The 12,125-nt window shown below is 39.6% G+C and carries 12 protein-coding genes; 7 read left to right on the top strand and 5 right to left on the bottom strand.

Features of this window, described 5'->3' with window-relative positions:
* The first annotated feature begins 27 nt into the window (after positions 1-27).
* The 3 genes from asnB to V7K62_RS21610 all read left to right on the top strand — a co-directional run bounded on the left by asnB (position 28) and on the right by V7K62_RS21610 (position 2,998).
* Positions 28-1,956 (top strand): asparagine synthase (glutamine-hydrolyzing), encoded by a 1,929-nt coding sequence (gene asnB, locus V7K62_RS21620; protein ID WP_334867652.1) that lies wholly within the window; start codon positions 28-30, stop codon positions 1,954-1,956.
* Between the two features lie 93 nt (positions 1,957-2,049).
* Positions 2,050-2,451, top strand: a complete 402-nt coding sequence (locus tag V7K62_RS21615; RefSeq protein WP_334867651.1) for a hypothetical protein — start codon at positions 2,050-2,052, stop codon at positions 2,449-2,451.
* Between the two features lie 190 nt (positions 2,452-2,641).
* The gene (locus V7K62_RS21610; protein WP_334867650.1) at positions 2,642-2,998 is read left to right on the top strand and encodes a hypothetical protein; all 357 of its coding nucleotides are present in this window, start codon (positions 2,642-2,644) and stop codon (positions 2,996-2,998) included.
* Positions 2,999-3,068: 70 nt separating this feature from the next.
* Here V7K62_RS21610 and V7K62_RS21605 read toward each other — a convergent pair whose 3' ends face one another.
* A complete protein-coding gene (locus V7K62_RS21605) occupies positions 3,069-3,269 on the bottom strand; it encodes a hypothetical protein (RefSeq protein ID WP_334867648.1) in 201 nt (66 codons plus the stop codon).
* Between the two features lie 215 nt (positions 3,270-3,484).
* Between V7K62_RS21605 and accD the strand changes: the two genes are divergently transcribed.
* Complete coding sequence (gene accD, locus V7K62_RS21600; RefSeq protein WP_334867646.1) at positions 3,485-4,402, top strand: acetyl-CoA carboxylase, carboxyltransferase subunit beta; 918 nt, start codon at positions 3,485-3,487, stop codon at positions 4,400-4,402.
* 30 nt (positions 4,403-4,432) lie between these two features.
* On the top strand, positions 4,433-4,909 hold the full coding sequence (locus tag V7K62_RS21595; protein WP_334867644.1) for a lipocalin-like domain-containing protein: 477 nt from the start codon (positions 4,433-4,435) through the stop codon (positions 4,907-4,909).
* Positions 4,910-5,227: 318 nt separating this feature from the next.
* On the opposite strand, the gene V7K62_RS21590 is transcribed toward V7K62_RS21595, so the two are convergent.
* Both V7K62_RS21590 and V7K62_RS21585 read right to left on the bottom strand, forming a co-directional pair.
* Positions 5,228-5,863 carry a 4'-phosphopantetheinyl transferase family protein gene (locus tag V7K62_RS21590; RefSeq protein WP_334867642.1) on the bottom strand — a complete coding sequence of 212 codons (636 nt, stop codon included), beginning with the start codon at positions 5,861-5,863 and terminating at the stop codon, positions 5,228-5,230.
* 244 nt (positions 5,864-6,107) lie between these two features.
* Positions 6,108-7,451 carry a cation:proton antiporter gene (locus V7K62_RS21585; RefSeq protein ID WP_334867640.1) on the bottom strand — a complete coding sequence of 448 codons (1,344 nt, stop codon included), beginning with the start codon at positions 7,449-7,451 and terminating at the stop codon, positions 6,108-6,110.
* A 58-nt stretch (positions 7,452-7,509) separates the two neighbouring features.
* Here V7K62_RS21585 and V7K62_RS21580 point away from each other — a divergent pair, with 58 nt between their 5' ends.
* Entirely contained in the window at positions 7,510-7,860 is a 351-nt protein-coding gene (locus V7K62_RS21580; RefSeq protein ID WP_334867638.1) for a hypothetical protein, read from the top strand.
* 67 nt (positions 7,861-7,927) lie between these two features.
* Here the strand turns inward: V7K62_RS21580 and V7K62_RS21575 are convergent, their stop codons facing one another.
* Entirely contained in the window at positions 7,928-8,695 is a 768-nt protein-coding gene (locus tag V7K62_RS21575; protein ID WP_334867636.1) for a response regulator transcription factor, read from the bottom strand.
* Between the two features lie 240 nt (positions 8,696-8,935).
* Positions 8,936-9,205: a hypothetical protein gene (locus V7K62_RS21570; RefSeq protein WP_334867634.1), complete on the bottom strand. Its 270-nt coding sequence runs from the start codon at positions 9,203-9,205 to the stop codon at positions 8,936-8,938.
* A gap of 1,022 nt (positions 9,206-10,227) precedes the next feature.
* On the opposite strand from V7K62_RS21570, the gene V7K62_RS21565 reads away from it, so the two are divergent.
* Positions 10,228-12,114, top strand: a complete 1,887-nt coding sequence (locus V7K62_RS21565) for a thiamine pyrophosphate-dependent enzyme (RefSeq protein ID WP_334867632.1) — start codon at positions 10,228-10,230, stop codon at positions 12,112-12,114.
* Positions 12,115-12,125: the final 11 nt, after the last annotated feature.

The following is a 12,125-nucleotide window of genomic DNA, read 5'->3' as shown; positions in this document are numbered from 1 at the left end:
CATCAAAAAATTAGGGGATATTAGCTTATGTGTGGAATAGTCGCGCTATTATCAAATCAAAGAGAGATTTGTGAGACATCAGTAAAGCGATCGCTAGCTAGTTTACATCATCGCGGGCCAGATGGACAGAAATATTGGATAGACCCTACTCACAGAGTTGCTTTAGGTCATACCCGACTGAGTATTATTGACCTTGTTGGAGGAGAACAGCCAATTCAGAATGCAGAGGGAAATCTACACATCGTTGCCAATGGAGAGTTTTACGACTTTGAACGGATACAGCATGATTTGAAACGCTGGGGCTATCAGCTGCAAACTCATTCTGACAGTGAAATTGCACTTCATTTATACAACGAATTTGGAACACAATGTTTGCATCACCTACGGGGTGAGTTTGCTTTTGTTATTTGGGATCAACGTAACGAATTGTTATTTGCTGCACGCGATCGCTTTGGTATCAAGCCCCTATATTACTCTTGTTACGGCGGTAATCTTTATCTTGCTTCTGAAGTCAAAGCATTGTTTGCAGCAGGTGTACCAGCTGCTTGGGATTACGAATCTTTTTGGCAATCTAATCACGGTATCCTAGCAAATGACCGTACTTTGTTTGCCAATGTGTATCAAGTGCCACCGGGTCATTTTCTGCTTGGATCTAGCTCTGGTGTTCAATTACAGTCTTATTGGGATTTTGATTACCCCCTCGCCCATGACTCCATAAAGCAATCTACTCCAGAGGATTACATTGAAAGACTACATCATACATTAGATGAGGCTATTCAGTTACGTTTGAGGGCGGATGTACCAGTTGCTTGCTATTTAAGTGGTGGTCTTGACTCCTCTGCTATCTTAGGAATGGCAGCAACTCATAGTTCTCAACCCATCCAAGCGTTTACTCTAGCTTTTGATAATGAAGCTTACAACGAAGAAACAATCGCTCGTGAAACAGCAGCCTATACTGGAGCTAATCTCCAAATTATCCCCATTCGCCAATCCGATCTCGCTGAAAATTTCGCTGATGCAGTTACAAACTGTGAGATGCTTTGCATTAATGCTCATACAACTGCCAAGTATTTATTAAGCCGTGCAGCTCGAAACGCCGGTTACAAAGTAGTCCTCACAGGTGAAGGTGCAGACGAAATCTTTGGTGGTTATGCTCATTTTCGTCAAGATATGTTGCTTGACAACCAGCACGGACAAGATGAACAGACAGTACAAAACCAACTAGAACAGTTAAAACAGACAAATCAAGTTTCAGTAGGTTTGTTGTTAGCAGAGGATAAATCAAGTCAACTTTTAAACGGCGTGCAGCGCTTGCTAGGTTTTCTTCCAGCATGGATAAGAGCTTCATGTGCGGGACATTTGAAGTCTGTTGGCTTCTACTCACCAGAATTCATTGCACAATTTGCCCAACATGATATCTATCGGAAATTTTTTAACCAAATAGATGTACAGGGACAACTTCAAGGTAGAGAACATTTACATCAATCTCTCTATCTGTGGAGCAAAACTATGTTACCCAATTATCTTTTGAGGATGTTGGGTGATGGTGTGGAAATGGCAAATTCCATAGAAGGACGAGTACCATTTTTGGATCATAAAGTTGTTGAATTAGTTTGCAGTATGCCTGCTGGACTCAAAATTCATGGTCTGATTGAAAAATATGTATTAAGGCAAGCAGCTCAACCCTTTATCACCAAGACAGTATATCAACGTCAAAAACACCCTTTTTTGGCTCCTCCTTCTTCTTTTAAACCTGATGAACCCTTACATCAGCTTATTCAAGACACCCTCAGAAGTTCAGATATGTCTGGTGTACCATTTTATAACCAAGCTGCGATCATTGATTTGCTTGACCAACTGCCAAAAATGAACGCCAGTCAACTTACCTCTATAGAACCTTTTTTGATGAGGGTACTCAGTGCTTGCATCATTCATAAAAGATTGAAACTTACTTGATGCTTACTATCACATTCCAATTGTGGAATATGCATATCTGCAATTGATAGCACCAATTACAACACACTCGTTTGAAGAAGGAATAGAACTTGTATGGAAAATCATCCATTTCGCATTGCTGTTGAAACACACAATTCACTAGAGAGCGTTGCACATTTGTTAGACCCAGACATTATCTTTTTCAGTCCATTAGCAATCACTCCAATTGTGGGAAGAGATTTAGTCTTAAATGTTCTTCAAAATGTTTTGCCAGTTATCAAAAATATCAAATGCATTGAGGAATTGAGACAAGATAATAAGACCGTGCTTGTTTGGGCTGGAGAAATTGATGGTTATCCAGTTCAAGCTGTAGATATAATAACTAATGGCTCTGATGGAAAAGTTAAAGAAATCAGGTTGATGGCGCGTCCATTTCCAGTCATGAAATTATTATATGAACAGGTGATTGAACGCATGAAATTGATTGTGCCTGACGCTGTTTTGGATCTTAAATAAAACTAGAGCTATGGCAGTTTTGACTAGGTTTTCGTACAGGCGTAATACCAATTTTTTGTGAAGCTGCACATTATTTTCAGCCCTCCCAACCTCCCCTTAGTAAGGGGAGGTGCCGCAGGCGGTGGGGTTCTATGCGTCTTCAGATAGAAATGGTGTAAGAAATTAGATATCTATCAAAGAGGGGAAAACTATGTATCAATTAACTCAAGTTAGTGAAACTGTAGACATCGCTGAAATTAAAAAAGGATTTCATCGTGTTGGTTTGACAATTTCCGAATCTGAACTTGATGAACTTAGGGAAAGAAAAAGTATTTCTCTGGAAAGTAGAGGTCTTAGTGAAATGGGTTTAGCTTTCATCTTATTAGATGCTTTATCTAAACAGAAGATTACATTTCAAAACCTGCCTCAACAAGATTTAGATTCTGTAAAATCTTCTGGAATACCCATATATAGTTGGAACTCTCAAGCTCCAGAACCAAGCTGTCTTTATTTCAATTTGGTAGATGGGAAGCCAATTGTTAGTATTAGCAATCAATCAATTAAATAGGGCAGAAGACAGAGCGTAAGAGGGAGACAAGGAAGCAATTTTTCTCCCTTTCTTTCCTAGTCTTACCTTACTAATAATTCATCAGTAGTATGAGGAATGGCACTAAGAAAAGGCGAAAGGCTTGTGTCACCTCGTTCCCAGTCTGAAGACTGGGAATGTATTCCAAGAGGCTCTGCCTCAAGCCACTGGAGGCGGAGCCTCCGAGAATGGGTTCCCAGCCTCCAGGCTGGGAACCAGTTAGGGCAAAGCTTATAGCTTTTCTTAGTGCCATTCATATCATGTCCGGCTGATTAGTTGTCATTGCGAACGAAGTGTTCGCGGAGCGTCTCCAAGAGTTGCAATCTCCGAACCCTTGTGATTGCAACTCTTGGAGACGCTACGCGAACGTTTCACTTCGTTGCACTCGCAACGACTATCGTAAGTTATTAAGCGGACATGATATCAGTAGTGTGAGTATTAATTTCTAATCAGAATTTAGGAGGTTTAATGTCTCTATTTGATTGGTTTGTAAATCGGCGCAAATCTTCAGTTATCAATCCAGAGCGCCAAGAGCGTGATTTTACCTCTGGACTATGGAGTAAATGTACTGCATGTGGTGTTTTAACTTATACTAAAGACCTGCGAGCAAATCAGATGGTTTGTTTAGCATGTGGACATCATGAACGAGTAGATAGCGATGAACGTATCCGTCAGCTTATTGATCCTGATACCTGGGTAGCTCTTGATGAACAAATACGTTCAACTGATCCACTGAAATTCCGCGATCACAAAGCCTATAGCGATCGCCTCACACAAACTCAGAAAGCAGTTGGTTTGGTAGATGCTGTACAAACTGGTTTAGGTCAACTTAAAGGCTTTCCCATCGCCTTGGGTGTGATGGACTTCCGATTTATGGGCGGAAGTATGGGTTCTGTAGTCGGTGAAAAACTTACTCGTCTTATTGAACGAGCGACACAAAACCATCATCCTGTGGTTATTGTTTGTGCTTCTGGTGGTGCCAGAATGCAAGAAGGAATGCTCAGTCTGATGCAGATGGCTAAAATTTCAGGAGCTTTACAGTACCATCGTGAAGCTAATTTACTTTATGTTCCTGTTCTGACTCATCCAACTACAGGAGGTGTCACTGCCAGTTTTGCGATGTTGGGAGATTTCATCTTGGCAGAACCAAAGGCATTAATTGGTTTTGCAGGTCGTCGGGTTATTGAGCAAACACTGCGAGAAAAGTTACCTGATGATTTTCAAACTGCTGAAGACCTTATGCGTCACGGCTTTATTGATAAAATTGTCGCCCGCACCCAGTTAAAGAAAACATTGGCTGAGATCATTTCCCTACATCAACCTTACTCAACGATACATTCCTTTAAACGCAAAATTGATGTAGAAAAAATTACTGTCTTTAATTAAAAATTCATGATAGCTAGGAGTATTTTAAAGATGACAAATCCTAATTTTGTAGGTGTTTGGAAACTTGTTTCTTGGAAAACTGAAAATCCCAATGGAAAGATTATTTATCCTTATGGTAAAAATCCAATTGGTCATTTGACTTACACACAAGATGGATATATCTCTGCCAATATTATGAAAGATAATTGTCTTCCTCTCGAACTATCTGTTGAAGAACTAATAAAAACTAGAAAAGTTTTCTTAAATCCCTGGCTTTTATTTAGAAATGGTAGAAAGTATATTAAAGCTATAATCAGATATTTCAAATCATCTATAAACTATATTTCCTATAGTGGTAAATATCAAATCCAAGGAGACAAAGTTATTCATCATGTAGAAGTTAGTTTAATACCTGATTGGATAGGAAAAGACTTAGAGCGTACTTTTGAAATTACAGATCATGAGTTGTTATTAACTACACTACCACTAGATGGCTCGCCTCAGTATCTACAGTGGAAGCGTATTTAAAGGAGTTCTGAGGGTTTAAGTCCCCCGCTTCTAACACCGTTTCACTTTCATAATGAACAAATACGTTGCTAGGGGCACAGAAAAAGCTCATTGGTGTCAACTTAACGTAAAAGCCAGTCTATAAGAAGCTTTTAGAGATTATCTTGTTCCCAGTCAGAGACTGGGAATGCCTAATGGAAGGCGGAGCCTCCCTTACTGGCGGCAGAGCCGCAATTGAAGTGCATTTCCAGCCAGAGGCTGGAAACGAGGTTTTAAAGTATGCGTAATTACGAATTATTTTAAAGCTTCTCTAAATTCTAGAGTTCAGTTATAAGTACCTCACTCTGGCCATCGCCAACATGTAAGATGCCAATCATTTCCTTCCACAGCTAAAGCTGCTACATATTTAGGGGCTGGTTTCAATTTCTTAAGAGACCAATGCTTTACACAAAAGTAATCACCTCTAATACTAAGCAGTTGGGCTGGTTCACTTGGAGATAAAGAGACATCAAACTGATTTAGGGAAAAAGTTAATCCATCTCCAATGGCTTTAACAAAAGCTTCCTTACAAGTCCAGCAATGAAAAAGTGCTGTTAGCTTTTGGTTTGCAGGGAGCGCATTAAAGACTGCTTGTTCACGAATTGAAAAAAAACGTGCTGCAAATTGTTCAATATCTGCAATCGGATGAATGTATTCAACATCTATACCAATTTTGCGCTGACGCGTAATAGCATATAAAGCTAAATCTTGAGAGTGAGATAAGTTAAAATTAAGTATACTTTCACCAAGTGTTTCTACAAGAGATGGTCTTCCATGAGGGCCATAACAAAACTGTAGTTGCTCTGGTTCAATACCCAAATAACACCCTAGAATTGTCCTGAGAAGTCCACGACCGACTATAAAACGTCTTCTATCTCTCTCAAAGTAAAAACGCTCTGCCCTGATACATTCGTCTATTGAAAGTTTTTCTGCCAATTGTCGAACGCGAAATGTTGGTAAGTTGAGGGAAGCACTCCAGACATGAACATCATTGTTCAATAGTGTCCAATTGCTCGATGGAGGAAGCCATAAATAATTGATGCCTACCATAAACTTGGCCTATAATTATTTAACTCAAAATCCCTATTAGTTTGGTTCAAGAATTGGAGCTATCAAGGTAAAAAGTGTATTAACATTATTGCTGTAACCAGGGTAAAACCACAAACAAATAGCAGCTTTATTATGTGCATTTAACCGGATTTGATATCACCGGCTGATGCATACGTTTGTAAAGAAGCTTAAACAGTGGAGAAGCCACAAACGTTGTCACAATTGCCATTAGTACCAAAATGGTAAATAACGCTGGAGAAATTATATTATTCTCTAAACCAATATTGACTAGGATTAATTCCATTAGTCCGCGAGCGTTCATTAGCACACCAATCATTGCTGCTTCTATTAAACATCCTCCGGTAAGGCGGCTCGCAAAGAAACAAGCTCCTCCTTTACATATAAAAGCGACTATAATTGTTAAAATAGTAATTCCAAACAAAGATGGATTATTAATTAATCCAATTTGCGTATTCAAACCAGAGTAAACAAAGAAAACTGGGAGAAAAAGCGTAACATTCAAACGTTCAAGCACGGAACTCACTTCATCCACAAAATTTCCTCGTGGCATGACAACACCTGCGATAAATGCACCGAAAATTGAATAAATACCAACCATATCTGTGAACCAGGCACATAGCATTAAAACAAACAGTAACAAGGAAAGTGTGCCCATCCGCATTACTTTATCTTTTATAAGTGCACGCTTGAAAAGCCGAAATAATGGGCGGCCAATAAAAATCATAATGGCCGCATACAAAATTCCCCCACCAATAGTTATCACGGCAATTGATAGAGAGTTTTTTGCAGTAGCTACTACAACAGCCAGCATAATCCACGCTACGGCATCATCAAATGCAGCAGCACTGAGGGTTAAAGTACCTATTTTTGTACCACCAATACCACTTTCATAGATAATTCGTGCCAGCATTGGGAATGCAGTAATCAACATCGCAGCACTTGTAAATAATGCTGCTTGCAATCTTGCAATGTTAGCTGTAAAAAGCCTACTATCCCCCGCTAAAAATAACCCCAATAATCCTCCAAGTATGAACGGAGATAGGATGCCTAATAAAGATAGAATAAAGGCTCCCTTTAAATGCTTTTTCAAAATATTAAGATTGAATTGCAAGCCAATAAGGAACATATAAAGTACAAGTCCAATTTGGCTAAGAGCGTACAAAATGGTCATTGAGGGATGGGGAATAGTAGTGGTAGCACCATCCATGTTGAGTGTTACAGAAATTGGGAATATAAATTTTTGTAGATTAGGTGCAATAAGACCTAAGAAAGATGGGCCTAAAAGGACTCCAGCGATCATTTCGCTAACAACTTGTGTTTGTCCTAAATAGCTGAACAATATGCCAGCAAGCCGACCGATGGCCAAGATAACTCCAAGCTGTAAAAATAGTTGAATAGCGAGTTCATGTTTGGTGGGAAAACCTTGAACAGCCGTTATTAAAAAAGGTGACATATTGCTAGTTCCTAGTCTAAACTTTAGTTACAAGTATTTGGACGTTTGCAATTCGGGGATGGTGTGGGACTCCACGCCTAACGGTAAGCAATATCTGAGATGGACTAAGCAAGGGGAACTCACTGACACAACTGGCAACTGCGATCGCAGTTCCATCTTTGCAGCCCTACCGAACAAAAATATCTCAATTCAGGAAGGTACAGAAAACCCAGTTTGCAGTACTTGCCATTTACTGGAAGCTTGTCGTTTTCGTGCAGGTGCTGGGTTTCGACATCGGTTTTTGCGACGGGAGGCTTTGAAGTGCGATGGCATCCGCGCCCATCCTGATAATTTCGACTGGTCAAATAGTGGCATCTTCTGCAATCAAGCAGGACAGTACAGCCAATTAATGCGATCGCTTCGCTACTAGTCTCAAAAACTGAAATCAAATCATTGCAGAGTTAACGATCGCTAATCACTAGTATCAACTACCGTGATCAGCCCTGTGCTTCTCTCCATGCTTTTGGAGGAATTTTGTAAAGTTGACGAAATTGACGAATGAAATACCCTGCATCTGAGTAACCTACTCTACTAGCTATTTGATTAACTGGTTCATCGGTATTCATAAGCAGCAGGCGTGCTTCCACCATACGTCGCTCAGTAATCCAGCGATATACACTGCGTTGAGTCTTACGTTTTACTAGGTTAGTTAAGTAAGCAGGAGAATAACCAACAACAAGGGCAATATCAGTAAGTTTTATGGGACGGTAATAATTTTCCTCAATAAATTGGAAAACTTGATTTAGTTGGGAACAATTAGGAAAAATTGACTGAGAGCCTCTTAGGGATTTAGACTCAGCACTTTCTGTTTCATGACTATACCACTGCTTTTTGATTCTTTGTTTTTCTAATTGTGTTGTAATTGCTTTCAGTATTTCCTCTATTTTACAAGGCCTAATGATGTAGTCATCTGCCCCTAACTCCATACCTCTGCGGATATCAGTGTAAGATCCTTTCGCAGTGATAAAAATAAAAGGAATAACTGCTGTAGCAGGATGTTGGCGTAGTTTACTTAGAACGCTATAGCCATCAACCTCTTGCATAACAACATCACAAATCACTAAATCAGGCAATAGTTTCTTTGCCGATTGTATACCACTAACACCGTTTTCTGCACTAATGGTATGGAAACCTTCGGTGTTAAGACAATTTAGAAAAAATTTCCGACTTTGTATTTCCTCTTCAATCAATAAAATCTTTTTCATGGTTTTTATTTACTCGGTTTTTTCACACCTATCTACTTATCTAATACTCAAGTAACTCAAAATTTCTGGATTAAAATAGACAGCGAGACTCGCCAATGTGGGGAGAAACCAGACGCCAAGAATATTTATTTGGACTCGGCAAACTTGCTTTAGTTGCTCACTAGTAATAGACTTGATAGATATTCAGCCATATCTCAACATTGATTGTGGTTATAATATACAACAACCACAAAAGTTATTTTACGACTCTTTGCCTTCACGATTGTAGCCATCAAAAGATTCCAACATCGGCTCAACAAATTGTAACCATTGATTGATTAGATAGTATAAGACAAAGCGCATCTTAACCTTTTTTTGAGCGCAAATAATTTTGAACTGAAGTTTGAGAGATTTTGAGATGTATCCTTTAACATCCTCTAAGTCGTGATTAGCTAAATCAACAGAAGATTCTAAAATAGGTGACTCTTGTTGTACCCATTTTTGGATTAGTTCCTCTAAAACAGTACTCATTTCTAATTCTTTCTGTATGCAGACAACCTTGAATCTATACTTTATGTATCTGGGTATAGCTCCTTTAATAACTGCATATTCTTCTTTATTGGTGTCCTCTTTCAATTTGCAAGAATAATACTGATAGGTTTCAGGTACGAATGGCATAACACAATGCTTACTAAACTTGAGCTTGTTTTTGTTCGTAGTAGGAAAATAATTTTACTTTCCTCCAAATCTCTTTAATAGTCAGGCAATGAGCTTATATTATGCAATTTAACAATTTTTACTACTTAACATTAGGAAGTTAAAGAGGAACTTAACTCGAGTTGCTTATTGCTCAGGGTAAACGCATCCCCTAAATCCCATCCCTAAAAAGATAACGGGAAAAGTCAGGGTGTTTGTCCAAAGAAACATTTAAGTATTTATACTCAGTGATGTCGGCGAATATTTATCACTTTCTGTAATACAGTGCGTACTACAAAATGACGTGCGGAATGTCGGATACAAGGGACTTTCATGATAAATTAAATTTTTATTTGAAGTAAATGGTATAATACTAAACTGCGTTCTGAACTGTAATTTTCAAATAGTTATAGTTAACGTCTGATGTGAGTTAAAAATTACCCATCAATCTCAAAAATTTTAGCCTTCGCTTTCATTGCCGGCTCTAGCCCTATGAACGAGACTGTGTTGTTTCAGGCTGCAACTTACATAAGGCGTAGTTATTGATTGGATTAAAAAACCAAAATTTATAAATTAGGCTCTTGAAGGCAAATTGGTATATAGTGCGATTCCCCTTCATATCTTAACCGTACTTGGTTCACAAGAGAATAAAGAGAAAAAGTTCTTAGAGACTTAAGTCCGTACTTAACTCCGTTATTTTCACTAGACAAGACTCCTTGAGAATTGCAACATTAAGTGAAGTTGAATTAAGTTCATGACTTAAGTTGACAGAAGCCAAAAATCTGAAATTTGCAAGAGATTTGTCTGCTTAATAAGTTTATCAACTGTAAATCTTTACCCAGGTAGTTTGTCATCTTATGAACGTTATACAACCTCTCAGCAACATCAAGAAGAGTGGGAAACCAAAACTTCGTACCCCTTCTTCAGTTACCTCAAAGAAAATCACACAGTTTCAAGACCTATTTGACTCTTCTGCTTCTTTATCATCTCCATCACTTTTACGTTACCCCCCTCTGATAGATTTTCCATCAACTACCACCTCAGACGTTATACCTCTTAACAGCCAGCAGTTAACTGCAAATGTTTCAGTTGTCTCTACAGTAGTCAAAATATTAGAAGACTTGGGAGTGAAGTATGCATTTGGGGTTTCGGGGGGAGCGATCGCACCATTGTGGGCTGGATTGGAAAACAGCTCGATCAAAGTAATTCATTTTCGTCACGAAGCAGGAGCAGCCTTTGCAGTAGTAGAGGCTTACTTTGCTAGTGGTTCCCCAATTGTGGTCTTTGGTACAACAGGCCCAGGAATTAGCAATGCTCTAACAGGTCTTTTGGCTGCTCGCTGGGAAGGTGCAAAGGTAATTTTCTTATCAGGTTCGACTTCTTGTGCTCAACGCGGGCGATGGGCCCTCCAGGAAACCAGCGCACATACAATGCCTAGTGCAGGTATCTTTACTTCCGGTTCACTGTTTGACTACGCTACTGTGGTTGAGTCAGGCACTCAACTTCCCGAAATTTCTCGCAAACTAGCATCTGGTTTATCACGACCTAAAGGTTTTGTAGCTCATTTAAGTCTCCCGATAGATGTTCAGACTAGCTTCCTGAAAGAATCATTACCCAAAATTAATCTTTCTCATGCCCCAGTTACTACTAATGAAGAAACAATTACAAAATGTGTAAAATTGTTGTCTGAAGGGCCGTTTGCGATCTGGGTTGGATTTGGATCGCGCAAGGCAGCAGGGATCATCCGTGAACTTGCTAAAAGAACGGGAGTAGCTGTAATGTCTTCACCACGCGGTAAGGGCATTTTTCCAGAAGATCATCCGCAATTCGTAGGTGTAACTGGTTTTGGTGGACATAATTCTGTTTTGCAATATATGCAGGAAAACTGTCCTTCAAGGATACTGGTGCTAGGAAGCCGCTTGAGTGAGCGCACTTCTTCCTGGAATCCAATAATGATCCCCTCAAGAGGTTTTATACATGTTGATATCGATCCAGAGGTAGCTGGAGCAGCATATCCATTTGCCGAAACTTTTGCTGTCGAGGCTGATATAGAACTGTTTGTCAAAGCATTGTTGAAACACTTTCCCAAATGCTCAACTCCTGTGCAAACAAAAGAATTTCCCAGACCTAGTTATTATTTACCTGAGATAGAAGACAATCATCTGGTACGTCCTCAAGTCCTCTTCAGTATCATTCAAAAAGTCATTGTTCAAGCAAGTAATACATTAGTCATGGCTGAGTCGGGTAACTCCCTTGCCTGGGCAACTCATCTCCTGAAGTTCAACAGACCAGAGCAGTACCGAAGCGGCTCTGGTTTTGGGTCTATGGGTCATTTTGTGACTGGTGTTGTGGGTGCGGCACTAGCTCAAAACACTAAAGTCGTTGCGATCGTTGGCGATGGTGCGATGCTAATGAACAATGAAGTTAGCACAGCTGTCAAATATCAAGCTCCTGCCGTCTGGATTGTACTCAACGATGCACGCTACAACATGTGTAAGCAAGGAATGGCATTGTTAGGATTTAAAAATATCGATGCAGAGATCCCATCAGTTGATTTTGTCATGCTTGCTCGGTCAATGGGAGCCGATGGTATTCGTGTAGAGCGGGAGTCTGATATACCAGCAGCATTGGAGAAAGCCCTAGCTGCAACCGGCCCGTTTGTAGTTGATGTAGCTATTGATCCGAATCAAGCTGCACCAGTAGGATGCCGTGTCCAGAATTTAATGTCACAAAGCGCTAATTAGTAACAGGAGAT

It is taken from the genome of Nostoc sp., assembly GCF_036917935.1.
Lineage (GTDB): Bacteria > Cyanobacteriota > Cyanobacteriia > Cyanobacteriales > Nostocaceae > Nostoc.
Note: the sequence above shows the minus strand (reverse complement) of the source record. Positions and strands in the feature narration are given on the sequence as shown.

Coding starts and splice junctions, on each gene's coding strand:
- asnB (WP_334867652.1), top strand. CDS start 28: ATGTGTGGAATAGTCGCGCTATTATCAAATCAAAGAGAGATTTGTGAG.
- V7K62_RS21615 (WP_334867651.1), top strand. CDS start 2,050: ATGGAAAATCATCCATTTCGCATTGCTGTTGAAACACACAATTCACTA.
- V7K62_RS21610 (WP_334867650.1), top strand. CDS start 2,642: ATGTATCAATTAACTCAAGTTAGTGAAACTGTAGACATCGCTGAAATT.
- V7K62_RS21605 (WP_334867648.1), bottom strand. CDS start 3,269: ATGGCACTAAGAAAAGCTATAAGCTTTGCCCTAACTGGTTCCCAGCCT.
- accD (WP_334867646.1), top strand. CDS start 3,485: ATGTCTCTATTTGATTGGTTTGTAAATCGGCGCAAATCTTCAGTTATC.
- V7K62_RS21595 (WP_334867644.1), top strand. CDS start 4,433: ATGACAAATCCTAATTTTGTAGGTGTTTGGAAACTTGTTTCTTGGAAA.
- V7K62_RS21585 (WP_334867640.1), bottom strand. CDS start 7,451: ATGTCACCTTTTTTAATAACGGCTGTTCAAGGTTTTCCCACCAAACAT.
- V7K62_RS21580 (WP_334867638.1), top strand. CDS start 7,510: ATGGTGTGGGACTCCACGCCTAACGGTAAGCAATATCTGAGATGGACT.
- V7K62_RS21575 (WP_334867636.1), bottom strand. CDS start 8,695: ATGAAAAAGATTTTATTGATTGAAGAGGAAATACAAAGTCGGAAATTT.
- V7K62_RS21570 (WP_334867634.1), bottom strand. CDS start 9,205: ATGAGTACTGTTTTAGAGGAACTAATCCAAAAATGGGTACAACAAGAG.
- V7K62_RS21565 (WP_334867632.1), top strand. CDS start 10,228: ATGAACGTTATACAACCTCTCAGCAACATCAAGAAGAGTGGGAAACCA.